This window comes from Sphingomonas sp. LR55 (assembly GCF_036856015.1).
Taxonomy (GTDB): domain Bacteria; phylum Pseudomonadota; class Alphaproteobacteria; order Sphingomonadales; family Sphingomonadaceae; genus Sphingomonas.
Genome location: NZ_JASPFO010000001.1, coordinates 667507 through 692845, shown reverse-complemented (window position 1 = coordinate 692845; position 25339 = coordinate 667507). Strand labels below are relative to the sequence as shown.

Genomic DNA, 25339 nt, shown 5'->3' with positions numbered 1-25339 from the left:
TCAGGCCGCTTGCGCGGCGAAATGGGGTTCGTCGATACGGTAGGCGCGGCGGACGAGGCCGCTGGTAAGTTCGTGGGCAAGATCGGCCGCTTCCCAGTCGGCAAGCCGGTGTTCCGCCACCAGTCGCGCGAGGAACCCGCAATCGATCCGCCGCGCGACATCGTGCCGTGCCGGGATCGAGAGGAACGCCCGTGTGTCGTCGTTGAAGCCGACGGTGTTGTAGAAGCCCGCGGTCTCGGTCGTCATTTCGCGGAACCGGCGCATCCCTTCGGGACTGTCTTGGAACCACCAGGACGGCCCGAGCTTCAGGCACGGATAATGCCCGGCAAGCGGCGCCAGTTCGCGCGCATACGAACTTTCGTCGAGCGTGAAGAGAATGATCGACAGCTCCGTGCTGGTTCCAAACCGATCGAGCAACGGCTTCAGCGCATGCACGTAATCGGTCCGCGTCGGGATGTCGGCGCCCTTGTCACGGCCATGGCTCGCGAACAGGCCGGCGTTGTGATTGCGCGACGATCCCGGATGGATCTGCATCACCATGCCGTCCTCGACCGACATCGCCGCCATCTCGGTCAGCATCTGCGCGCGGAACAGTTCGGCGTCCGCCGGCGTCCAGTCGCCGCGCGTCACCTTGGCGAACAGCGCCTCCGCCTCGACGCTCGACAGGTTCGCGGTCGCGGCGGTCGGATGACCGTGGTCGGTCGCCGTGGCCCCTGCCGCACGGAAGTCGGCGCGGCGCTTGCGGTGTGCAGCGAGATACCCTTCCAGTCATACACGTCCTCGCCGGTCAGTTCGGCGAAGCGCGCCATCGCTGGCTTGAACGCCTCGTGCTCGACGTCGATCACGCCGTCCGGGCGATAGGTCGTCACGACGCGCCCGTTCCAGCCCGATTGGCGGATGCGGCGATGCGCGGCGAGATCGTCGTGCGCGCCTTCCGTGGTCGCGAGAAACTCGATCCCGAACCGATCGAACAGTGCACGAGGACGGAACGCGTCTGAAGCCAGCTTCTCGCCGATGAGGTCGAAATACCGGTCCGCAGTCGACGCTTCGAGCGCGACGTCGATCCCGAACACGTCGGCGAACACATGATCGAGCCACAGCCGCGATGGCGTTCCCCGGAACAGCGTGTAATGCTCGGTGAACAGCTTCCACGCCGTCCGCGGATCGGTCGCGGGGGTGCCGTTCAGCCGCGGGATCGCCAGCGCATCGAGGTCGACGCCCTGACTGTAGAGCATCCGGTAGAGATAGTGATCGGGTGCGAGCAGCAGCGAAGTCGCGTCGGTCCAGTTGGCGTTGTCCGCGAACCAGGTCGGATCGGTATGCCCATGCGGGCTGACGATCGGCAACGCCGCCACCTCGGCGTACAGCGCCCGCGCAATCGAACGCGTCGCCGGTTCCGCCGGGAAAAGGCGGTCCGGATGCAGTTCCAGAGCCCTTGCCATCGTCCATCCTCCTTGCCGCTTCGCGCGATCCTCGGCGGATCTGGTAACCGGTGTCAGCAGATCGTGCAACTGCGATTTCCGCCGATCAGCCTACGACTCGCCTTCCGCCGGTGGCGAAACCGATGCACGCCGGATCAGCGTCGAGAGGAACAGTGACGGCTCCTCGACCAGATCGCTGCCATCATCGACACCCGCGATCAACTTCAACGCGGCCGAGCGCGCCATCGACGCGATCGGCCAGCGCACCGTGGTCAGTGGTGGCCAGACATGCGCAGCGATCGGCGTGTCATCGAAACCGATGATCGACAGGTCGCGCGGGATATCGAGCCCGCGTTGCCGCGCGGCATGAATGATCCCCGCCGCCATCTCGTCATTGGACGAAAAGATCGCGGTCGGTCGCGGCATCACGTCGAGCAATCGCTCCGCCGCGACCAGCCCCGACTCGAACGTGTAATTGCCGTCCGCGATCATGCTGCGTGGCAGGGCGATACCCGCCGCAGCCAGAGCATCCTCGAACCCCAGACGCCGCTCGCGCGCCGAGCGGAACCCGTGCGGCCCGGCCACCAGCCCGATCCGGCGATGCCCCTGCTCGATGAGGTACTCGGTCGCGATCTCGCACCGCCTCGCGGTCGTTGGACGCGACCATATGGTCGGTATCGTCGATCACGGCCGAGCCCATCCGGACATAGCGACAGCCGATCGAGATCGCACAATTTGGCGACCGAATCATTCTCGCTGACCGGTGGCATCAACAGCACGCCGAACAATCGCTGCCGCTCAAGAAAATGCCGGAGGTCGTCGAGCATCGTCGCGGAGCCGCGATCGAGTGGCCGCACCACCATCTCGAACTCCGTCCCCTGCAACGCCTCAAGCATGCCCTGCTGCACGTTCAGCACGGTCTGCGCATTGGGGTTGTCGTGGACCAGCCCGATCAGGAAATTGCGGCGCAGCGCCAGCGCCCGCGCCTGCGGGTTGGGAATATAGCCGAGCTCGCCGATCACGTCCTCGACGCGCTTGCGTGTATCGTCGTTGAGCAACGGCGACCGGTTGATCACCCGGCTCACCGTCTTCTTGGAGACCCCGGCGATCCGGGCAACGTCGTTAATCGTCGGCTGACCGGTCTTCTGCATCGCAAGGACATAGCCCGACCAGACCAAGCCGTCTTGCGGAAAAGCCATCGCCGCCGCATAACGCTGACACCGGTTACCGATATAAGAGGATGCGATGGTCAAGGCTCTGAGGGTCGATCCGCGCGACGGCGTGGCGACGCTGCTGCACGATGCGCTGGCGGGCGAAGTCGTGACGGTAGGCGAAGACGCGTTGGTCCTGAGCGCTGATATCGGGCGCGGTCACAAGGTTGCGCTGGCACCGATCGCCGCGGGCGAGCCAGTGCTGAAATACGGCTTCCCGATCGGCACCGCGACGCAGCCGATCGCTCCCGGCGCGCACGTCCATTCGCACAATCTCAAGACTGGCCTCGAAGGTACGCTGGCCTATCGATTCGACCCGGTCGATACCGCGTCTGCCCCCGACGCATCGCCCGCGACGTTCGAAGGCTATGTCCGTGCGGATGGCAGCGTCGGCACGCGCAACGAAATCTGGATCCTGTCGACCGTGGGCTGCGTCGCGCGTACCGCCGAACGAGATCGCCGCCAAGGCCGCAGCGCTGGTCGGCGATAGCGTCGACGGCGTCCACGCCTTCACTCATCCGCATGGCTGTTCGCAGCTCGGTCAAGACCTGGAGGGAACGCGCACTATCATGGCGAGCCTCGCCTGCCATCCCAATGCCGGCGGCGTTCTGATCGTCGGGCTTGGCTGCGAGGAGAACCAGATCAGGGCGTTGCTCGCCACGATCCCGGAGTCACGCCATGCGCTGATCCGCACGTTGACGACGCAGGTCAGCGGCGACGAGATCGCGGAAGGCTGCGCGCTGGTCGCTGAACTCGCCGCGCTGGCGAACGCTCAACGACAGACCGTCGGTCTCGACAAGCTCGTCCTCGGCGTCAAATGCGGGGGTCGGATGGCCTATCGGGCCTCACCGCCAACCCATTGGTCGGCCGAATGAGCGACCGCGTCACCGCGGCGGGCGGCCGCGTCCTCGTGACCGAAATCCCCGAGATTTTCGGCGCCGAACAGATGCTGATGAACCGTGCGGCGAGCGAACCCGTGTTCGACCGGATCGTCGCAGTCGTGAACGATTTCAAACGCTACTTCCTCGATCACGGCGAGACGGTGTCGGAGAACCCGTCGCCCGGCAACGTCGTCGGCGGCATCACCACGCTCGAGGAAAAGTCGCTCGGCGCCGTCCAGAAGGCGGGTCGCGCCGCGGTTGCCGACGTGATCGATTATGGCGCGCGGGTCCGGATCGACGGGCTGACGCTGTTGGAGGCGCCGGGCAACGACGCGGTCTCTTCGACGGCTCTGGCGGCGGCGGGGGCAACCGCGATCCTGTTCACGACCGGTCGCGGGACGCCGCTCGGCTTCCCCGTGCCGACGATCAAGATCGCGTCCAACACCGACCTCGCCACACGCAAGCCCGGTTGGATCGACTTCGATGCGGGCGCGGTGTTGGAAGACGGCTTTCCCGCGACCGAAGACGCCTTGCTGGCGCGGATCATGGAGGTTGCATCAGGCGGCCAGACCGCTGCGGAGCGCAACGGCGAACGCGAGATCGCAATCTGGAAACGAGGCGTAACGCTGTGAACCGACTGTCTCTTGCCAGCCTCTCTGCCCTGCCCGCATCCGTCCGAAGCCCCAATACACGGTCCGTTGGCGGCGCCGGCATCGTCCATTTCGGCCCCGGCGCATTTCACCGCGCGCATCAGGCGGCCTATGTCGACGACCTGCTCACGCACGATCCTCGCTGGGGGATCGCCGCGGTTTCGATGCGGACGCGCGGTACGATCAACGCGTTGGCGGAGCAGGATGGGCTTTATACGCTTGCGATCCGCGACGCCGATCCATCGATGCGCGTGATCGGCGCGCACCGTCACTTCCTGGGGCCTGAGGACGCCGCGCAGACCCACGCCCTGCTTGCCGACCCGGCCGTCGCGCTGGTGACGACGACCGTGACGGAAAAGGGCTATTGCCTCGCGGGCGATGGCACGCTCGACATGGGCCATCCCGATATCGTCCAGGACCTTGCCGGAACGACGGTTCCGCGCAGCGTCGTCGGCTGGATCGTCGCCAGCCTCGCCGCGCGCCGGGCCGCCGGGACCACCCCGTTCGTGCCAATGCCGTGCGACAATCTCGCGAGCAACGGCGCCAAGTTGCATGCCGCACTGGTCGCCTTTGCTGGACGGAGCGACGCACCGCTGGCGGACTGGATTGCAGGCGAAGTCCGCGTTCCGTCGACGATGGTCGATTCGATCACGCCGGCGAGTGACGCCGCGCTCTACGCCGATGTCGCCGCAACGCTCGGCGTCGAGGATCGCGCGGCGGTCCAGCGTGAATCATTTACACAATGGGTCATCGAGGACATCGGACGCCCGCTCGGCCCCGACCTCGCCAGCGTTGGCGCGACCGTCACCACCGACGTCGGAGGCTATGAAAAGGCCAAGCTGCGGATCCTCAACGGCGCGCATTCCACGCTCGCCTATGCGGGCCTGTTGCGCGGATCGAGCAGCGTGGCCGACGCGATGCGCGACCCGGAACTCGCCGTGTTCGTCGACGCGATGATCGCCCGCGACATCATCCCGATGCTGCCCCCCGTCCACGGGCTCGACATTCAGGACTATCGCGCAGCCGTCCTGCAGCGCTTCCGCAACCCGGTGATCGTCCACCGGCTCGACCAGATCGCGCAGGACGGCTCGCAGAAGCTCCCCTACCGCCTCGGCGACACGCTGATCGCCAACCGGCGCGCGGGACGCATGCCGACGCACGTCGTCGCGGCATTCGGCGCCTGGACCGCGTTCCTGATCCGCCGATCGCGCAGTGGACAGCCGATCGTCGACCCCGCCGGCGACAGGCTAACCATACTGGCATCCGAGGGCACCCCGGCGGATATCGTCGCGCGCTTGGCTGACGAAGCCCTCGGCATTCCTCGCGAAGTGCTTGAGGACGCAGAGTTAATGGCTACGCTCGGCCACGCCGCGACCGATGCTCACGACCAAAACTGGGGCTCATTGTTCGCGGGCTGAGCAAGTCGGCTTGTCAATGACACCGGTTTCCCATACGCTTCGAAAAAATAGAACGACATCACAGGAGGGGTTCTTGGCGGCACAGCCGAACACGACCAACACGACACGGATCGCCCAGGCCTTCGTGGACGCGCGCCGCGACGGTGGCGTCGTTCCCGAATTTCCCGGCGACGTGCCGGTCACGCTCGACGAGGGCTATGCCGTGCAGGACGCGGCGCTGCTGCTCGCGGACGGCGTCGTGGCGGGCTGGAAGGTCGGTCGGATCAACCCGCCGCTCGACGGGATCGACCGCCTTACGGGCCCCATCTTTGCCGATCAAATCGTCATGGCCAGCGCCGATCCGGTCGCTATGCCAGTATTCGCGCAGGGGTTTGCCGCGGCAGAGGCCGAATTCCTGCTTAGGATCGGCACCGCGCCCCATCCTGCCAAGTCGACCTATACGATCGATGAAGCCCGCGCGATGATCGACGCGGTGCATGTCGGGATCGAGATCGCGAGTTCGCCTTTTCCGGGAATCAACGCGCTCGGGCCGACCGTCACCGTATCCGATTTCGGCAATAATAACGGCTTGGTCGTCGGCGCCGATGCGGAGGGATGGTGCGAGGGCGACGTCAACGACTGGCCGGTCGAACTATGGATCAACGATGCCTTGATCGGTGCCGCGACGAGTGCGACGATGCTCGACGGACCGTTCGGCGCGGTCCGCTATCTGCTCGAACACATGGCCGCACGCGGGATCGCATTGTCGCCGGGACAATGGGTCTCGACCGGCGCGGTCACGGGCGTCCATCCGGTTGCGATCGGCGACCGGGTCGAGGCGCGCTTCGACGGACGGTTCGCCGTCCACTGCACCATCAAGGCCCGCTAGAGGCTGTCTTTAGGAGAGAAGCCAATGGCGAGCATGAACATGCCGGAGGTGGGCGCGCCCAACGCGAACGGCGCGATCGGTGACGCAGGGGTAGGCGGCAAGATCGGCCGCTATCGCTGGCTGATCTGCAGCCTGTTGTTCGCCGCGACCGCGATCAACTATGTCGACCGGCAGATGATCGGCGTGCTGAAACCGACCATCTCCGCCGAACTCGGCTGGAACGAGACGACCTATGCCGACGTCATCTTCTGGTTCCAGGCGGCCTATGCGATCGGGTATCTGAGCTTCGGCCGGATCGTCGACGTCCTCGGCGCGCGGATCGGCTATTCGGTCGCATTCGTGATCTGGACGCTCGGCCACACGCTGTGCGGGTTCGCGGGCAATGCGTTCCAGTTCTCCGCGGCGCGCGTCGTGCTCGGCCTTGGCGAAGCGGGCAACTTCCCCGCGGGCATCAAGGCGGTCTCGGAGTGGTTTCCCGCCAAGGAGCGCGCGTTCGCGACCGGCGTGTTCAACGCCGGCGCGAACATCGGCGCCGTCATCACGCCGCTGATCGTGCCGATCATCACGATCGCGTTCGGCTGGCGGATGGCGTTCATCATCACCGGCGCGATCAGCCTGATCTGGCTGGTGGCGTGGATCACGATCTATCGTCGTCCGCGCGAAGTGGCGAAGCTGTCGCCCGCCGAACTCGCGCATATCGAGAGCGATCCAGCCGATCCGGCGAAGAAGATCGGCTGGCTAAAGCTGCTCGGCTACCGCGAGACCTGGGCGTATGCGCTCGGGAAATTCCTGATCGATCCGATCTGGTGGCTGTTCCTGTTCTGGACGCCGGACTTTCTTGCGAAGACATACCATCTGGATCTCAAGAGCTTCGGTCCGCCGCTGGTCGCGATCTACCTGCTGTCCGATCTCGGCAGCGTCGCAGGGGCTGGTCGTCTTCGAAGCTGATGAAGCGAGGTCATTCCGCCAATTTCGCGCGGAAGGTCACGATGCTGGCCTGCGCGTTCCTGGTGATGCCGATCTTCTTCGCGCAATATGTCGACAATCTCTGGCTGGCGGTCGGCATCGTCGGCTTGGCCACGGCGGCACATCAGGCATTCTCGGCGAACTTGTACACGATCCCGTCGGACATGTTCCCGCGCGGCGCGGTCGGGTCGGTGGTCGGGATCGGCGGCACGGTCGGCGCGATCGGCGGCATGATGATGGCGAAGTTCACCGGCTACGTCTTGCAAACGACGGGAAGCTACACGCTGATCTTCGCTGTCGCCGGCAGCACGTACCTTATCGCGATCACCGTCGTGCACCTGCTCTCGCCGAGGCTGGCGAGAGTGGACGCGGGCTAACACTGCCGTCTCTTGTTCTCCCGCGAAGGCGGGAGCCCAGTCTGGGCTCCCGCCTTCGCGGGAGAACAAGCTTCTGACGACGAACATTCGGCCAAATCGCTCAATGCCGATTGGCCTCAGGGAGAGAGCAGTGAAGCGTTTCACCACGGCGTCCGTCCTAGCATTAGCCGTTGCGAGCATCGCTCCGGCACAAGCACAGGATGCGACCGGGCTTCTCTTCCGTGCCTCCGCCGATAAGAGCCTCACCGCCGACTACGCAGCCGGCGATTCCGTCCCCAATTTCCGCAGCGGCGTCGACATCACCCCGGATGGTGCAATCGGTGGCGCCGCACGTTGGGCGGACGATGGCTATGTCGCCTGGAAAGCCCCCGGCAACATTCGCGCGGACCGTGGCACGCTCGCTTTCTTCTGGCGTGCCCGTACACCCGTCGGCGAGGCCCCGTTCGTGATCTTTCGCACGGGGTTCGCCGACCATTCGAGCTGGGACATGGCGTTCCTCAGGATCGACTGGAACGGCCACGGCTTCGACGCCTTCGTGACCGACGCCAACCTGTCCCGCATCCGCGTCTCCTGGGCGATCGCGCAAGCTCCCGCCGCCGATGCGTGGTCGCACATCGCCTTCGCCTGGGACGAAACCGTGGGCGTCCAACTCTTCGTGAACGGCAAGCTGGTCGCGCGAAAGGACCAGAAGGCGGACCTCGACAGCGGCCTCGACCAGTTCGGTCTCGCCGGCCGCGTGATGTCCCCACACCAGGTCCAGAGCCGTTACAATTTTATGCGCGGATCGGACCTCGACGAGATCCGCGTCTACGACCACCTGCTCCCCGCCACCGACATCGCCGCGCTCGCCGACAAGCGCGAACCGTCCCCCGCTCCCTCGACAGACCCCACCGCCAGACGAACCGCGTGGCTGCACCGCTACGGCTGGGACAAGACCGCACCACCCGTGCTCGACGCCCCCGTCACCCGCGTCCGGAAGGTCGAGTTCGCCGACGCGAAGGACCTCAAGGAATGGATGTGGAAGGGCGTCGACGGTATCGCCGAAACAACTTGGCCCGGCGTCTACAACCGCTCCCGCCTGCCCGGCCGCGACGATTATTTCGAACTGCCCGACTGGAATACTTATGTCGAAGGCGGCAAGCGCTACGACCTGACGATTCCCGCCGGCGAACGCGTCAACCGCGTTGAGATCCGCGGCGCGGCCTATGGTCGCCTGGACTGGAGCGACGGAACCAAGCCCGCCCTGATCGCCACCCGCGCCCAAGGCACAGTCCGCAGCGTAAACCAGTTCGCCCCCCGCACCGGCGGCACGCTCAGCTTCACCAACAAGATGCAGGAACAACCGATCCAGGAGCTCTGGGCCTACGACATCGGCGCAGGCGCAGAACCCGCCGGCAGCTTCAAGCTTTCCTACACCGTCGACGCAACCGCCTCTCCCAACCTCGCTTCCCTCGCGCCCCTCAACGCCTACATCGCAGGCCGCTTCGCCCCGGACGAGCGCAGCACCGTCGTCGCGATGCCCTCCGCCGGCCTGAAAGCCGCTGTCGGAGCCGGCACCGGCGGCGCATCGGGTGCGCCCATCCGCCGCGACAATGCCGCCCCGATCGTCCACATTCTCATCCCGGCGAGCTTCGGCGACGCGCTCCCAGACCGGCCCCTCGCCCGCGCGTTCGATTACGGCTGGCAGAACCTCAACGATGGCCTCGATGGCATCGCGATCGACATCCCCGCGCTGAAAGCCAAGCCCAACGCCGCCGGCCTGATCGCGCTCAACATCCGCGTGAAGGACCCGATCTGGCCCGGCCGCGACATGATCGACCTCTCCGTCTCGCTCCGCCCGAACGAAGCGCGCACGCTCTGGCTCGACCTGCGCGACCGGATCCTGCCCAACGACAGCCTGTACCTGACGATCGCCAGCGCAGCACCGGACTTCGACGCCACCGCGCTCAACGGCACCAAGATCCGCCTCGTCTTCAAACCTCGTGCGGAAAGCCTGCCCGAACACATCGCCGACCGCATTGCGCAGGTGAAGGACAATTGGGGCTTCCTCGTCGAGGAACACACCGCCTCGAAGCGCGCCGGCCTCTACCAGCGCCTGTTCGCCGACATTTCCGACCTGCTCCGCGTCGACCCCGACAATGCGCGCGCCCGCGTATACTGGGCCGACATAAACTATCGCCCCGAAAACCTGCCGACCTTCGCCCAACCGATCGCCCCCGCCGGCGTCCCCCTATGGGCCTTCCGCCAGCTCGAAGACCTCAAGCGCGTCCGCCAGTTCGTCACCTGGTGGATCGACGAGCGCCAAGTCCCCTACGGCGATTTCGGCGGCGGCATTTCCGACGACACCGACCTGACGCAGCAATGGCCGGGCCTCGCGCTGATGGGCGTCGAGCCGGACAAGATCAACGACTCGCTCCGCGCGCTTTCCGACGCGGTCTACAAGAACGGCATGATCGTCAACGGCCTCGGCTACATCACCGCCGACGAGCTCCACGCGTACGAGGAGGGCCTGAACAGCAACGCCGAGCGCCTCTACCTCAACTGGGGCGAACCCAAGGCGGTCGAGCGCCTGATGGACAATACGCGCGCCCTGCAGACCGTGATCCTCAAGAACCCCGCCGGCCACATGCACTTCGCCAGCAACTGGTATGGCGGGCGGAAAATGTACCGCGAGGGCGCGTGGGAATGGCAGAAGCCCTATGCGTTCACCGTCATGCACGGCCCGATGCTGGTCGGCCTCTACAACGCCAACCCGCTTGCGCGCGGTCTCGTGACCGGCGTGATCGACGGCTGGATGGCGCACGGCAAGCAATCGCCAGATGGCAGCTGGACCTATCCCAACGAGATCAACTGGCGCACCGATGCCGAACGCGTCGGAGACGGCGGCGGCATCACCACGTCGCTCCAAGCGACCTGGGCCGCATGGCGCTACACTGGCGACGCGAAATACCTCCGCCCGATCGAAGCACGGCTCGCGAAAGCCGGCCCCGGCGCGCTGGCCGAATTCAACGAGAACGCGTTCGACGCACTCCCCGGTGGCGCCGCGGCCCGCACCAAACTTGCCACGGCCAAGTCCGAAGACCCGTTCGCCCGCTACACTGCCTGGGCCGCGACCGGAGACAGCGCGCCCTTGGAAGCACTTCACGCCGACGCGATCGCCGACAAATCGCAGCACATGGACATGTACACCGAGGGCCATTGGTGGAGCGACCGCGTCGACCAGCCGAGCGAGATCCTGCAACGCGAACGTCTCGGCGGCATCGCGCTGCGCCGCAACCAGAGCTGGCCCGGCAATACCGTAAGCTGGCGCTTCGCCGAACCGGGTGCGGCCGAACGTGTCGCGATCCTGCTGCCCGGCGCGACGCCGACCAGGTTCCGGGTGATCGCGTACAATACTACCGATCACGCCCAGCGAGCGACGATGTCCACCTGGACCGTCACCGCCGGCCGCTGGTCGATGCAGGCGTCGAGCAGCACCGACAGCGGCAAGACACTCGCACCGATCGGCAGCGCTCAGACCATGACGCTCGAACGCAGCGCAAGCACCAACATGACGTTCGCACCCGGCACCACGGTGTTCGACTTCGCGCTCGTCGAGCCGGGCACCCCGGTAGACGAGCGCGCGGACCTCGGCATCGGCACGGACGACGTGATCGTAAAGGGTCGGAGCGTAACGGTCATCGTCCACAGCCTTGGCGCGAAGGACGCGAAAGGCGGCCGTGCGGAATTGATCGACGCGACGGGCAAGGGCGTCGCCGCCACGCGCATCCCCCCGCTAGCCGCCCCGCTCGATCTCAAGCCCAAAACCGCAACTGTAAAGCTTGCGGTCCCGGCGCGCATCGATCCCGCGACGCTGACCGTCCGCGTCGTGCTTACCGGAGACGAGCCCGAGATCACGCAGGCCAACAACCGCGTGGCATTGCCCCGATGATGCGCACCCCATGACGCCTCCCCAATTTCCCGGCGCCTGTTCCGTCGGTTGCGTGGCCGCCCCCATCCCGTTCGTGCTGAGCGAATTTGAAGCGCACCTCCCTTGGGTAACACCCTCTGACGTCGCTCAGGACGATGGGGATTCTGTGGGATGATGCCGAACCGCAGAAAGATACTCGCTGGACTGGCGTCATCAATGTTCTTCCCCGCGAACACGCACGCCCGGACCACCGCGTCTCTACGCCAAGCCCTCGACGCAGCCGCAGCGACCGATCCAGACGAAGCACTCCGCCTGCTCGCCCCCTTCGACCCACACGCCCTGCAACAGAGCGACCGCCTCGATCTGACGACCGCCCGCGCCGGCTTGGCGATCGACGCTGCCATCGCACGGTCCACGTTCGGCCGCACCGGACGCAGCCCCTACCGCGTCACCCCTACGACTGGCGCGTGGAAGGCGGCACGCCCCGATCGCGCCAGGATCGACGCCGACACCACCGCGATCCTCGCCGATGCCGAAACCGGCATCGTCCTCCCCCGCCTGTCTCTCGATCGCACGGTCGACGCTCTGCGGACGGCGCTCCCAAATCCCGCGATCGATCGACAGATCGCCGCGCTCGAAAGTCTCCGCGACACCGCGCCCTCCGCTCCCGGAGTCGGACGCTTCAAGGGCGGCGCGGACTGGTACGCTCTCCAACTGCAACGCTCGCTCGGCACCATGACGCCGGCCTATGCCGAACGCCGGCTTCTCGTAGAATTGAACCGCCTCCACGCCCGCGCCGCGCACCTGTTCGACCGGACCGGCGCACCCAACGGGACGGTCGCAGCACGCTATGCCAAACTCTGGCAGGACGAGCGCTTTCTCTATCCCGACACCGCTGCTGGCCGCGCCGAAGCAATTGGCGACATGAACCGTATTCTCGCCACCGCGCGAGCCAAAATCCCGACGGCGTTCGGCGCGCTCCCTCCCTGGTGCCTGAACGCCAGCGCCCGCGCGTTATCCGCAAGGAGATCGCCGCCGGCCGCGGCGGCTATCGAGAGGTCCCGACTCCAACCCAGGCCGGCGCCTATGTCGTCGACCTCAAGGACATCCGCCGCCGTCCACGCTGGACGCTCCCGAGCGTCGTGGCACACGAACTGCTCCCCGGCCACATGATCCAGCTGGGTCTGGAGGGTGCCAGCCCGCCCCACCCGCTCCGCATCGAATACGCGTCGGCCTTCGTCGAAGGCTGGGGCATCTACGCCGAGCAACTTGCCGAAAAAGCCGGCGCCTATACCGACCCCCACGATGCGCTCGGCCATATCCACTGGCTTCTGTTCCGCGTCACCCGTGCGCTCGTCGATCTAGGTATCCACCTCCACGGCTGGTCGATCGGTCAGGCCCGTGACCGCTTTACCGAATGGCAAGGTCAACCCGCCTATTTTGCGCCGTTCGACATTGAACTGGCCCGGATCCCCCTCGAACCGGGCATTCGCGTTGCAGAGGCATTGGCTTGGCTGGCAATCGTCGACCAAAGCCGAAGTCGATCAGCTACCGCCTATCATAGAAGCCTATTGCTCCCCGGACGAAGCCAAATCTTATCTACTTGATAATTATGTCGATAATCATGAATTCCAATGATCTGGCTGAAGAAATTACCCTTTCTACCGAGATACCCCCCGTAACCTAAACTGTCTCTACTCTTGAATATGAACGTACGTCCACCGCTCCGCTAGTGGCGTTCGAAAGCGGCCATTCCGCTTTCACCAGGATCGGCCAATTGCGCCCCTGCCCCATCAAATGAACGAACGGCTGCTTACGCTGATCGCAGACTGATAACGGCCTGGCCGCTTTCCACCACTTTTGCCGAAATGCGGACGGTCCGCATTGAATGGGTACGCGCTTTCCTCATCCGACAAGCTGCACGTTACCATACCGCGCGCCTGCTTCGCATGACACCATACAGATCGAGTCTATTAAGCAGAAGGGGACGCCTGCAATCATCGCGGCGCAGGCGGCCAGCGTTTCGCTACGCTTACGGAGGCTGTGAGGCATGGATTACCTTTACCTAGCCGGTCGCTTAACCTGGACTGAGGCCCCGCGATACGTCACCGTCGCATCCCCCGCCCCGTCCAGATCGAGCGGACGCCCAGCCGTCATCCACCGCACCCGCACCGTCCGGCTCGCAGGCATGGCCTTATACCCCTGCCCTTCGCGAGCCCCAAGTGTCACCACCCCGGTCGTGTCGTCGTACGTCACCGGAATCCGGCTGTATGCGCCACCACGATACTGTTCGCTGGTGCCGTCATCCTCGTACAACCCAAAGCTGCCGTTCGCGCCGGTATAGACCGCCAGCGTCAGCGGCGCGTCCGGCTTCTGGTCGACGTACTGCGTGACCGGCCCCATCGGCACGATAGCGCCCGCCTTCACGAACAGCGGCATCCGCTCGAACGGCGCCGCCACCGTGACCGTCTGCCCGCCACGATACACCTGCCCGGTGTGGAAATCATACCAGCTCGCCGTCCCCGCCGGCAGATACACCGCGCGCGACCGCGCCTTGTATTCGGTCACCGGCGCGACGAGGAAGCTGTCGCCGAACAGATATTCGTCGTTCACCTTCCGCGCCTGCACGTCGTTCGGATAGTCCATCACGAGGCCGCGCATGATGCTGCCGTCCTTGAACCACGTCTCGGCCGCTACCGTGTAGATATAGGGCATCAGGCGGTAGCGAAGCTGGTCGTACCAGACCATCGAGTTGCGCATCGGCGAGCCTTCGGGCGAGATCTCGTAGATCTCGCGGAACGGCGCCTCGCCGTGGCTGCGGAACAGCGGGCTGAACGCACCGAACTGGAACCAGCGCAGGTTCAGCTCGCGCCACTCGTCGAGGTTCGCCGCGGTCGGCGTCTTGCTCGCATAGCGATCCTCCAGCGCGAACCCGCCAATATCGTGCGTCCAGTTGGGGATGCCCGACATCGAGATGTTGACGCCCGCCGAGATCTGGGCGCGCAGATCGTACCAGCGGCTGGCGACGTCGCCGGACCACACCGCCGCTCCCTCGCGCTGCAACCCGCCAAAGCCGGACCGCGTCAAAATGAACGGCCGCACGTCCGGCTTATACTGGCGCCAGCCATCATAGACCGCGCCGACGTGCACCAGCGGATAGCTGTTGAAATACTGCGCGCCCGGCCCGGCCGCGGTCGGCCCCATCGTCGCGATCCGCTCGGGGATCGACAGGTTCGAATGAATGTCGGGCTCGCTCGCATCGAGCCACCATGCATCCGTGCCGATCTTCGCGAGGCTGTCTTTGATCTGTCGCCAGTAGATCGTCCGCGCTTCAGGCGCATAGGGATCGTAATCGGTGTTCGCGTAGCCCTTGCCGACCCAGTCCATGTTCTTGACGTCGAGATTGTTGCGATAGGTGTAGCCCTTCGCCGCAAGCTCCTTGTAGTTCTCAGTCGTCGGGTAGAATTTCGGCCAGACCGAGATCATGAAACGCGCGTTCATGTCGTGGATCTTGTCGATCATCTTCTGCGGCTCGGGGAAGCGCGCCTTGTCGAACGCGTGGCTGCCCCAAGCATTCTCGGGCCAGTAAAACCAGTCCTGGACGATGTTATCGAGTGGGATCTTCAGGTCGCGGTATTTCTTGACGACGTCGACGACCTCGTCCTGCGTATTGTAACGCTGGCGCGACTGCCAGAAGCCGTAGGCCCATTTCGGCATCATCACGGCCTTGCCGGTCAGCGAGCGATAGCCGGCGACGACATCGTCCATGTCCTTGCCGGGCACGTACCAATAATTGACCGACTTCGCGATATCGCTGGTGAACCACACCGAGTGGCGATCGGGCGCGGCCAGCGGATTATTGTGGAGCAGCGCGATGTAACCTGCGTTCGGCTCCCATTCGATCCGCACCGCGACGCGCTTGCCCTTGGTCATCGGCAGGTCGAAGTTCGCGTACCAGGGGTTCCAGTTCTGGCGCCAGCGGTTCAGCACTTCCTTGCCGTCCGCGAACACCTTGAAATAGCTCGATCCGTAGAGCTGGAACTTGTGGACGCCGCTGACGTCGGGCGTGACGTCGCCGGTCCAGACGACCTTCTGCGTCTCGACCGCATTGCCCGCGGTGTTCTGGCCACCGGTCGCGGCGACCGTCTTTGCCTTGGCGGCGGCGGGCCACTTCGCCTGATCCTTGATATACTGGTAGTTGATCGACGCTTCCTGCTGCGTCACGGCCAGCCGATCGCCTAGATAATATTGCGCGGTAAAGCCCGGCTTGCCGCCGCTCGTCACCTTCAAACCATCGGTGCCGACCAATGAGTATGGCCGCGGGTTACCGAAGCGGGTGATGCCGTCATTGTCCCAGAGCAGGCCGTAGTTGCGCGTAGAGACGACGAATGGGACGGCGATGTCCATGTTGTGCTGCGCGAGTTCGACGTCCTCGCCATTGTAATCCATCTGCGCGTTCTGGTGCTGGCCGAGGCCGTACAGCCCCTCGTCCGTGCCGCAGTTGAACTGCTGCGACGCGACCAAGAACGGCTTGCCGTCCGCGCTCGTCGCAGCGAACGAAGGCGCCGCAGCCTGATCGAGCACGACCTTCCCCGCAGCATCGAGGAACCGCACGCGGCCGGTCTTGAGATCGACCTCGGCGGTATCGCGGGCGGTGGCTACGAGAACGCGCTTGCCCTGCTGCGTGACGGTGTACTGCCCCGCGATCGGCGGAGTCGGCACCATCAGGCTCGGCGCGGTCGTCACGCGCGTCGGGCTGGCGACGACGTGGATGATCCCATCCCCGTGCACCGTCACTTCGACCCAGCCCGCAGGACCGCTCGACGGCACAACGCCGATCCCGTTCGTGATCTTCTCGAAACCGCCCTTGGCGACCTGTCCTTGCGCCAGTGCCGGGGTAAGTGCGCTGCCCGCAAGCAGCACTGCGAAACCGAAAGCCTTCATCGTCGTCATCCCTTTGATATCGCCGAGCTTCGCGCTCGTTATTTATAGCTGCCCATGGTCACCTTCAGGATGACCGGCGTGATGAGGTTGATGCCGTAATCGGTCTGGTCGCCGTTCCAGACGCGGCTCATCACCCAGCGCCCGTCGACCACGCGGCCCTCCTCGACGCGGAATACCGAACCGTTCTTGGGTCCATCCTTCTCGGTGCCGAAGTTCAGCCGGACATGATCGCCAACCACGAGGAACTCGTTAGGCGACAGATGCGCGACCGCGACCCCGCCGACCGCTTCCTTCGCCCAGACCGGCGGCTCGGACTTGATCCACGTCCAGTCCTTCTGCCCGAACTGCCACTCGCCATAGCTGGTCGCGATCGTCCAATCGCCCATCGTCGTGGTCTGCGCGGCACCATCGTCCGGCTTGGCCGCACCCCAGGTCGGATGCTCGAAGGCGATCTTCGCCCAGTCGCGCCCCATCGTCGCCAGCGCGCCGTATTTCAGCCCGATCGCATCGAGCGTCTCGCCATCGAGCGCCTTCGCACCAAGCGGGTAGTTGAAATACCCGGTGTCATCCATCCCGAACGGCGCATAGCCGATCGCGCCACGTCCGAGCGCCGCCCAAAAGAAACGCGCAAATTCCTTCGCGTTGCCGATCTCGGGCACCATCAGCGCGTTGTCCGGCCGCGCATAGGCGTCGAGGTACAGCGCGACGTGGCCCGCATCGCGGTCGTAGATATCGGGCGCGGCGAAATCGATCGCGGGGGCCGCCGCCTTCCAGATATCCAGCACATCCTGCTGCGGCCCGCCGCTCGCGACGCCGGTCGGGTCCGGCACGTTCGAAGGCCCGGCGAGCGATGCGTTGACGTACATCGGCAACGGCTTGATCGCCTTGCCCGCTGCCGCGATCTCATCGACGAACCGTGCGGTATGCCAGGTGTTGAACGCACGATCCGCCTGCGCACCGAACATCTGCGTCCAGCTTCCGCCCGGCTTCTTCAGCGCCTTCGCCAGTTCGGCAGGCACGGGTTTCGCGAACACCGCATTGGCCTGCGCGCCGTAATCGCGTGGCGAACGATAGCTGCCGACCTCGTTCTCGGGCTGTACCATGATCACCGTGTTCTGCGGGTCATGCGCCTTGAGGTATTTCATCACCTCGACGAACGCGCGCTTGTCCGCCTCCAGCGTCGCGCGGAACATCGGCGAATGGACGTAATGGTCCGTGCCGTCCTTCGCCTTCATCCGCGGAAAGCGCTTGTTATTGGCCTTGAACCAGTCCGGCGTGTAGCCCGGCGAGGTGTTCTTCCACGTCCCGAACCAGAGCAGCACGATGCGCTTGTCATGCACGCGCGCCTGATCGAGCAGCGTCTGCAGGAACGAGAGGTCGAACTTGCCCTCGACCGGCTCGACCTGCTGCCAGGCGACCGGGATCTCGACCGTATTCGCATGGATCCGGTCGAGCATCGGCCATACCTGCGGCAGCGCGGATGCGTAGTTGCTGCTGTTGTTGACCTGCCCCGCCAGCATCAGGAACGGTGCGCCGTCGACGATCAGGGCGTGCCGACCGTTCTTCGTCACCAGCCGCGGGATTTCGGTCGCGGTCTGCGCGGGTGCGGGCGCGGCGATTATCGATGCGGACAGCGCGAGGCCGGCCAGCACGCTCTTCATACGAACCATCTCAATCCTTCTTCGCAAAAGCAGGGTCGCCGTAAACGATCCCCCGCCCGTCAGTGCCAATATACACCCGGCCATAGGTCTTCGGATCTCCAGAGATCACGCGGAAGCGCAGTCCCCATTGATGCCGCTCGTCGTTGATCCGCTGCCAACCCGCGCCGCCGTCGATCGACCGCCACACGGCCTGCAGGTCGTCCTTGCGCCCTATCGCGTAGACTGCGGGCCACTTCGCGCCCGGCGCCGCACGACCGAGGCCGTAGAGATCGACCGCCAAGCCATCGCTGACCTTGGCCCAGCGCTCGCCGGCATCGCTCGACCGATACAGGTCGCTGCCGACCTTCAGCCATAGCGCGCCGGCGTCGCCCGGTACGGCCACCAGAGGGTTCTGCTGTTCGCGATTAGTCGTCCGAACCGCACTGAGATCAGTGGGCAACCCGCGCCCGGCCGCAACAGCGAAGCTCGCGCCGCCGTCATCGCTCCGCAGCACCGCGTGCCGCCCGATATCGACTGCATAGAATTTGCGCGGATCGACCTTGTCTGCAGTGACCCGCGTCTCGAACGGCAGGCCCTTGGGCGCAGACCAGGTCCGCCCCCGGTCACGCGTCAGCAACGCCAGCCGCGTGCCGACGAGGAACGTCGAACCATCCGCCGACACCACAATCGGCGCATCCCCTGTCTTCTCCGGCGGCAAGCGTCCGGCCATCGCGGCCTGCGCCACGCTCGGCGGCACGATCGGTTGCCAGTTGGTGCCGCCGTCGCTCGACCAGGCCAGCGTGACCGCGGCCTCGCGCGCATGCGTATTGCCACTGCGCACGACGATATGCGGCGCCATGCCCGCATAATCGAGATTGTTGGTGTTCGTCAGATACGGGTTCGTATGCACCTTCGCGGGCGACACGCTGAGATCATCGTGCCTAAACCCGCCAATGTCGCCGAACCCGGAAATCAACGGCGCGCCACCGGTCGGACTGGTCAGCGTGATGATTGCGGTCTGCTCGATCCCCGCCGTCCAAGGCTTCCACGCCATCGGCCCCCGCACACCGAACGCATCGGTCGCATACATCGTCGCGCCGGTCACATAGGCCGCATGGTTCGCATCGAACGGATCGATCGCCAGCCCCGCGATCCAGTGCCCGAAATCCGCCTCGTCGCCCGCGAGCTTCAAAAACGGCGAAGCCGCAACGTCGCGCGTGCTGCGCGTGTAAAGTTCATTCCAGTGCGCGCCGGCGTCACTCGATCGCCATACCGTATCGATCGGCTTGAAGCGATCGACGGTACTGACTGCGATGATCCGCGGATCCTGTGCCGATACTGCAACGCCCATATAGCCGCCAACCGGTGCAGTCGGACGCTTGTCGGGCGTCACATCGGCCCAGATCTCACGCGCGACATCGTACCGCCACACCGCGCCACGCGTGATTCCGCTCGGACCAATCCCGTTCGCGAAGCTGATCGTCAGGACGCCGTCCGATCCCTGCACTGCCTTGACTGGCAGCATCGCCGCCTCGGGACCACCCGCTACCGCAACCCAGGTCGCGCCATCGTCGTCCGACCGGAACAGGTGGCGAGAACCCGGATCGGCGCTCGCCACGAACACCCGGCCCGGATGCGCCTTGTCGAACAGCACGAATGACAGGCCGCCATGCGTCGTCCGCGCGACTGTAGGCGTACCAAGCCCGGCTAGCGGAAACGCAGCGACCCTTGCCCAATGCGCGCCGCTGTCGACACTCCGCCACAGTCCGTCATGCCGGGATCCGAACAAGAGGTGAGAGGTCCGGTTCGGATCAATTGCCAGCCGTTCGCCGAGCCCGCGTCCGTCCTCGTTACCACCCATCCTGAACGGCACGGCCGTCGTTATCCAAGTCGTTCCGCGATCACCCGACCGCAGGATCGCCGCCTCGCCACGCCACGACATTCCCGCAGCTAGATACACCACGTTCGGATCGACTGGATCGGCCGCGACGCTCTCAACGCCCATATAGCTGCTGAACGAGTTGCCGTCCTGCAACGGCACCCAGTGCGCCGCAACCATGTCGAACCGGTAAGCCCCGCCCATGTCGGTTCGTAAATAAGCAAGTCCGCGTTCGGCTACGCTAAATACTACTCCCGGCGCGAAGCCACCGCCGCTGACGGTAACATTCCGCCATAGATAACGAATACCTGCAGTTGTGCTCGGCTTCGTTTCAGCCAATGTAGGAACAACTGCCAGTCCAAGCGCGATCAGAACCTTTATGTGCGTGCCCACCTCAATACCTCCACACAGGCGTCCTTTTCGTATCGTACTGCTGCGTTATGCCATGGACAGGCGCCTGCCCGATTCAGGCGGTCAATCCGACGCCGTCGATGACCAACGCGATTCCGATACTATTCCGAGCACCAACTGGTAGGCGGATCGCAAGTGAATCAGCGGAACGGGTAACGGAGAGCGGAGACTTGCTCCCCGGCAACGTCACTCGCTGCACTTCGCCTCTTCCGACCCGGCTGCCGCTCGCCAACGTCTTTAAATGAACAACGTCGTCTTCGGGCCACCCCATCACCAGCGCATTGAGCGCACCGTTGCGAGTAACGTAACGGACGTCCTCTGCCGTATAAGTTGAATTCTGTCCCCCTTCCGAGAAAGCGCCGCTTCCGCCGATCACAGACCCTTCCCCAAAGACGCGCCAGGGGCGGGAGCCGTAGATCGCCTCTCCGTACTGGTTCATCCACGTTGCGATCTCCTCGACGATTAGCCGCTCTTTGTCGTCAATTGTGCCGTCACCACGGAGGGGAACACTGAGCATAAGGTTGCCATTCTTGGAAACCACGTCGCAAAGGGTATGAATTACCTTCGCAGACGTTTTATATCGGTTATCACGGTAGTACTGCTCGCCGTAAAACCAGTTACCAAGACACGTTTCTGTTTGCCATGGGTACTGCTCGATGTAGCTCTTCTGACCACGTTCGACGACATCGACCAGACCCATCCGTCGCTGGGGGGCGTTTCTTTGGCGGTCACCACGCCCTCTAATCGTCCGTCGTTCCATTGCATGTTCTGATTGTAGAAATAGGCCGCCATGTCGAGCCCGGCCTGCTGTAGCGGTAAATCATGATTGTCAAAGTAAAGCATATCTGGGCGGTACTTATCGATCAGCTCCCGACAACGCAGCACCCAGCGACGTACAAAGTCAGGATTTGGCGACACACCCTCGTTCCAAAGTCCATCCGTCGCAGCGTGCCAGGCATTCGCCTCGGCGACTGACGTAATGCCACTGGGCATCGCCATGCTTGCTCCAGTGTAGAGCTGTTGGGGATCGAGCCCCTCCCACCACGTACCGCGCCCAAGAGCCTTATCTAGTCGCGCCGCATCGTAGCGCTCTCCCTGCCGCGCGCCTTCTGAGTCGTAGCCGTAAGCAGGCTGATTCCAGTGCCACGCATGACCCGAATGGTTCGACACCGCGAAACGTAGCCCACGCTCTTGTGCAAGTTTCTTCCATGTTCCAACAATGTCTTTGCGTGGTCCTACTCGTGTGGAATTCCACGAGTGATGGGAAGAAGCGTAGCAATCCAAATTATCGTGATGATTGGCGATCGCCATGAAATATCGAGCACCTGCCCGCTTATAAAGGTCTAGCAGCTCGGCCGGGTCCCACATCTCTGCTCGCCATCGGTTCTGGATTTCCATGAACCCGCTGTCTGCCGGATGCCCGTAATTTTTCAGATGATGTTCGTACGAGGGATGCCCCTGCAGGTACATGTCCCGTGCGTACCAGTCATCTCCTGCGGCCGGCACGGATGCTGCCCCCAATGGGCCCAGATGCCGAACTTCGCGTCGCGGAACCAGTCGGGTGCGCTGTATCCTGCGGTCAACGACGGCCAATCAGCGGAAAAGCTCTGGGGAGGTGCGATCTTCACTGGTCTGATAGACGAAGATATCGAACTAGCGCGTGAAACCTTACTCAGGACCGGACTTGCTGCTCCAGCAAGTCCGGCACCGATAATTGTCCGTCTCGTATGTTGCATGCTCGTTCCTCCACAATCGTAGCCTTATAGAAAGGCTATCGAAGACAATTCGTCCGGATCCACGTCAAGGTATCCGGACGATTTGCACGAAAGTCACAGTCGGCTTCTTAGTAAGTCAGACGTGCAGTGACACTGATCCTTCGATCATTCAAAACCGACGACTGCGGCCGGCTCGGCAAGCCATAGTATGTGCGGTTCTCAGTATCTGTCAGGTTAGTCCCATCGACGGTGAGCGCGAAATGCGGCGCGACCGTGTAGGTAACGGATGCATCAAGCTGACCGCGCGCATCGTTAAAGATCGGCAGGTTGCCGCTGCCATTGCCTGCGGTGGTGTCGACGAACTTGCTCCGCCAATTATAAGCTACACGGGCAGACAGTGCACCGCGGTCGTAAAAGCCGATCAAGTTGTAGCTGTACTTCGACAGCTTCTCCAACGGCACTTGCAACTGGTTGCCCGATGTATCGCGTGCGCCGGGGCTTGGAGCCTTGCTGTCAACGAACGTAAAGTTTGCTTGCGTTCCGAAACCGGAAAGCCAACCCGGCAGAAAATCGAAGAAGGTATTTCCGCCGACTTCAAATCCCTTGATCGTGCCGTTGTCACCATTGAGCGGACGCGTAACCTGATATGTGTAAGTATTAGCACCGAACGTATAGTTTTCCGGCGCGGTTATGTTCGCGATGAAGCCGTCGACCTTCTTATAAAAGCCGGCACCGTAGAACGATGTGCTCTTCGAAACGTAGAACTCTAAAGACGCGTCAAGCTGCTTCGCGGTAAGCGGGCGCAGATTGGCGTTGCCGGAGCTGGCAGTACGCTGACCGCCGGTCGCGACGTATTCGTTGATCGCGATGTTGGGGTTAAGCTGCGAGAAATCAGGGCGCGTCAGGCCTTTAGATGCTGCCAGACGCAGCTGCAGTCGGTCGGTAAAATGAAACGTCAGATTGAGGCTCGGCAAGAACTTTGTGTAATTGGAGTCCACGTTGACCGGAACGAAGGCAACCGGACCGTTGCCGAAGACTGGAAGTCCCGTAGTAGTGTCGGTGCCGGTCTGAACCGCCGCCGAGCGGCTCTCAAAACCCGATGTCCCAACCTTGGTCTTCACCACGCGCAGACCGATATTACCGTTGATCGGCACGGCGAAGTCAGCCACGCCGAATTTGGCGACGCCGTAAGCGGTGTAGGTCTTCTCACTTTGCGTATTGCGATCGCTCGGAAGATAGCCAACACCGTTCAGCAACGCCTGCGTTTGTGACGCATCGACATAGGGCGCGAGCGCTGCACGCGTGGCATCGTAATCGAGTACCGTGTCTCGGCTAAAGAAGACTGCTCCGGCAGGGACGCCCTGATACCCGCGATACACGCTGCCCGCGAATGGCCGCACCTCGTAGAGTTCAGACGCCAATGGGCGGGTCAAACCGTAATAGGCATAGCCACTGCTGTCTGTGACCGCCGAGCGGTCGGTATACCGTACGCCACCGCTTATAGACTTCAGGAGACCTCCGTCGAACTTGTAAGTCAAATCAAGCCGACCCGCTTTTTCCGTGCCGACCGAATGTTCGATATGATCAAGGTATCCGGCGCCTGAAGCGTAGTTCGCTGGATCGGTAGTGGAGCCGTTTCCGTTGGCCGCATTGCCGTCGGGAAATATCTGGAAGGACGGCACGACGCCCCGCCCCGTCGTTTCATACAGCCGCTCGGCTGTCGAACCGAGGATCACGATCGAGCGCGTTCCGTCCGTCACGCCTCGGACATATTGCACGTCGGCGTTTACGGTCAGTTGGTCAGTAGGATTCCACTTGGCATTTAACGAATAGTCGCTGGTCACCGAATGACGCGTTTCGAGGCTCGTGTTGGCGTTGGTCGGTACGTCGACGAACGTCCCGCTCGTGAAGTTCCCATCCTTGTCGAACGTGAACGGCTTAGTGAAATCTGGGGTGATCGGGTTGTCGCCTGTATAAGCGAAGTAGCTGTAGTCTCCGTATTTGAACTTGAAGTCCGAACGGATATATTCGCCCGTCAGCAGTAGCCGCTCGGTCGGCTTCCACTGCATTGCGACATCGATCCCGAGACGACGGCGGTCACCAAGATACTCACCGATACCCACGCCGTGCGACAGATAGGTCGGCGTGCCGGTACGCCCGAGTCCCGCGGCTGTTGCGACATCGCCAGGACTGTTGGGCAGACCGGTGGTCGCATTGACCGATTCGTTCAGCAGATAAAAGGGCTGGCTCGAAATCTGGTCCTGGCGAAACGCAGTTTGCTGATAGGCGAGGTCAACAAGCAAGCCGAACTCGCCGACCCCGGTCTGCCAGCGGTCGGAAAGCAGCAAGTTCGCCTGCGGCTTAGTAGTGCTGTACAAGTCGTAATAGTTCGAGCTGGCACTGACCGACGCCTTGAACCCGTCAAAATCGAACGGCTTGCGCGTGCGCAAGTTAATGAGACCGCCCAGTCCACCTTCAATCTGCTCTGCCGACGGGTTCTTGTACACGTCAACGCCGGCAAGCAGCTCCGACGGCACGTCTTCCAAGCTCAGGTTGCGACCACCATTGGCAGTAAAAACGTCACGCCCGTTGATCTCGGTGCGAACCTGGCTAAGGCCGCGAATCGCGACTTGGCTGCCCTCGCCAAAACTGCGCTGGATCTGGACACCGGTTATACGCTGTAGCGCTTCGGCCACGTTACGATCTGGAAGCTTGCCAATGTCTTCGGCAACGATCGAGTCTACGATCTGGTCCGAATTACGCTTGATAGCCTGTGCACTCGAGAGACTGGCGCGCACGCCTGTCACAACGATGTCGTCTCCTAAAGAAGCGCTGCCATTTCCTTGCGGGTTAACAACGCCCTGATCACCGCTCGGCGATACCGTTCCGCTCTGCTCGGACGCAGTCTGCTCAGGTGCCGTCTGTGCGACGGCGGGCATTGCCCAGCTAACCAGCAGCGCCCCTACCGAAGCCCCGGTCTGCAAACACATGCGCGCAGTGCGACGCATTTCAACTCGATCGGTCATGATCTCTTCCTCTCCACCCTGA

10 protein-coding genes and 5 pseudogenes are annotated in these 25339 nt (G+C 63.6%); 7 read left to right on the top strand and 8 right to left on the bottom strand.

Going from position 1 to position 25339, the window contains the following annotated elements; translation table 11 throughout:
• Nucleotides 1-1442: pseudogene (gene uxaC, locus QP181_RS03410) on the bottom strand (glucuronate isomerase).
• Nucleotides 1443-1532: 90 nt separating this feature from the next.
• Nucleotides 1533-2572, bottom strand: a pseudogene (locus QP181_RS03405) (LacI family DNA-binding transcriptional regulator).
• 94 nt (nt 2573-2666) lie between these two features.
• Here QP181_RS03405 and QP181_RS03400 point away from each other — a divergent pair.
• The 7 genes and pseudogenes from QP181_RS03400 (at nt 2667) to QP181_RS03370 (ending at nt 13309) form a co-directional block, all read left to right on the top strand.
• A pseudogene (locus QP181_RS03400) lies at nt 2667-4145 on the top strand (UxaA family hydrolase).
• Complete coding sequence (locus QP181_RS03395; protein ID WP_333927592.1) at nt 4142-5581, top strand: mannitol dehydrogenase family protein; 1440 nt, start codon at nt 4142-4144, stop codon at nt 5579-5581. Before QP181_RS03400 ends, QP181_RS03395 begins: the two are co-directional and overlap by 4 nt.
• 73 nt (nt 5582-5654) lie before the next feature.
• Nucleotides 5655-6449: a 2-keto-4-pentenoate hydratase gene (locus QP181_RS03390; protein ID WP_333927591.1), complete on the top strand. Its 795-nt coding sequence runs from the start codon at nt 5655-5657 to the stop codon at nt 6447-6449.
• 24 nt (nt 6450-6473) lie between these two features.
• Nucleotides 6474-7792, top strand: a pseudogene (locus QP181_RS03385) (MFS transporter).
• Nucleotides 7793-7922: 130 nt separating this feature from the next.
• Nucleotides 7923-11723, top strand: a complete 3801-nt coding sequence (locus tag QP181_RS03380; RefSeq protein WP_333927590.1) for a LamG-like jellyroll fold domain-containing protein — start codon at nt 7923-7925, stop codon at nt 11721-11723.
• A 195-nt stretch (nt 11724-11918) separates the two neighbouring features.
• The gene (locus QP181_RS03375; protein WP_443027514.1) at nt 11919-12875 is read left to right on the top strand and encodes a DUF885 family protein; all 957 of its coding nucleotides are present in this window, start codon (nt 11919-11921) and stop codon (nt 12873-12875) included.
• The gene (locus QP181_RS03370) at nt 12809-13309 is read left to right on the top strand and encodes a DUF885 family protein (RefSeq protein ID WP_443027572.1); all 501 of its coding nucleotides are present in this window, start codon (nt 12809-12811) and stop codon (nt 13307-13309) included. Before QP181_RS03375 ends, QP181_RS03370 begins: the two co-directional genes overlap by 67 nt.
• Before the next feature lie 454 nt (nt 13310-13763).
• Here the strand turns inward: QP181_RS03370 and QP181_RS03365 are convergent, their stop codons facing one another.
• The 6 genes and pseudogenes from QP181_RS03365 to QP181_RS03340 all read right to left on the bottom strand — a co-directional run bounded on the left by QP181_RS03365 (nt 13764) and on the right by QP181_RS03340 (nt 25317).
• Complete coding sequence (locus QP181_RS03365; protein WP_333927588.1) at nt 13764-16646, bottom strand: TIM-barrel domain-containing protein; 2883 nt, start codon at nt 16644-16646, stop codon at nt 13764-13766.
• Nucleotides 16647-16684: 38 nt separating this feature from the next.
• Nucleotides 16685-18316, bottom strand: coding sequence for a DUF5597 domain-containing protein (locus tag QP181_RS03360; RefSeq protein ID WP_443027513.1), 1632 nt, complete (start codon nt 18314-18316; stop codon nt 16685-16687).
• A 1-nt stretch (nt 18317) separates the two neighbouring features.
• The gene (locus QP181_RS03355; protein WP_333927587.1) at nt 18318-20369 is read right to left on the bottom strand and encodes a WD40/YVTN/BNR-like repeat-containing protein; all 2052 of its coding nucleotides are present in this window, start codon (nt 20367-20369) and stop codon (nt 18318-18320) included.
• A gap of 262 nt (nt 20370-20631) precedes the next feature.
• Nucleotides 20632-21276 carry an alpha-L-fucosidase gene (locus QP181_RS20215; RefSeq protein ID WP_522731689.1) on the bottom strand — a complete coding sequence of 215 codons (645 nt, stop codon included), beginning with the start codon at nt 21274-21276 and terminating at the stop codon, nt 20632-20634.
• Between the two features lie 113 nt (nt 21277-21389).
• A pseudogene (locus tag QP181_RS03345) lies at nt 21390-22312 on the bottom strand (alpha-L-fucosidase); the annotation flags it as partial.
• A gap of 107 nt (nt 22313-22419) precedes the next feature.
• On the bottom strand, nt 22420-25317 hold the full coding sequence (locus tag QP181_RS03340; RefSeq protein WP_333927586.1) for a TonB-dependent receptor: 2898 nt from the start codon (nt 25315-25317) through the stop codon (nt 22420-22422).
• Nucleotides 25318-25339 lie beyond the last annotated feature (22 nt).

Excerpts from the sequence above, each read along its gene's own strand:
- QP181_RS03375 (WP_443027514.1), top strand. The coding sequence starts at position 11,919 with ATGTTCTTCCCCGCGAACACGCACGCCCGGACCACCGCGTCTCTACGC.
- QP181_RS03365 (WP_333927588.1), bottom strand. The coding sequence starts at position 16,646 with ATGAAGGCTTTCGGTTTCGCAGTGCTGCTTGCGGGCAGCGCACTTACC.
- QP181_RS03360 (WP_443027513.1), bottom strand. The coding sequence starts at position 18,316 with ATGGTTCGTATGAAGAGCGTGCTGGCCGGCCTCGCGCTGTCCGCATCG.
- QP181_RS03355 (WP_333927587.1), bottom strand. The coding sequence starts at position 20,369 with ATGGGCGGGGCTTACCGGTTCGACATGGTTGCGGCGCACTGGGTGCCG.
- QP181_RS20215 (WP_522731689.1), bottom strand. The coding sequence starts at position 21,276 with ATGGGTCTGGTCGATGTCGTCGAACGTGGTCAGAAGAGCTACATCGAG.
- QP181_RS03340 (WP_333927586.1), bottom strand. The coding sequence starts at position 25,317 with ATGACCGATCGAGTTGAAATGCGTCGCACTGCGCGCATGTGTTTGCAG.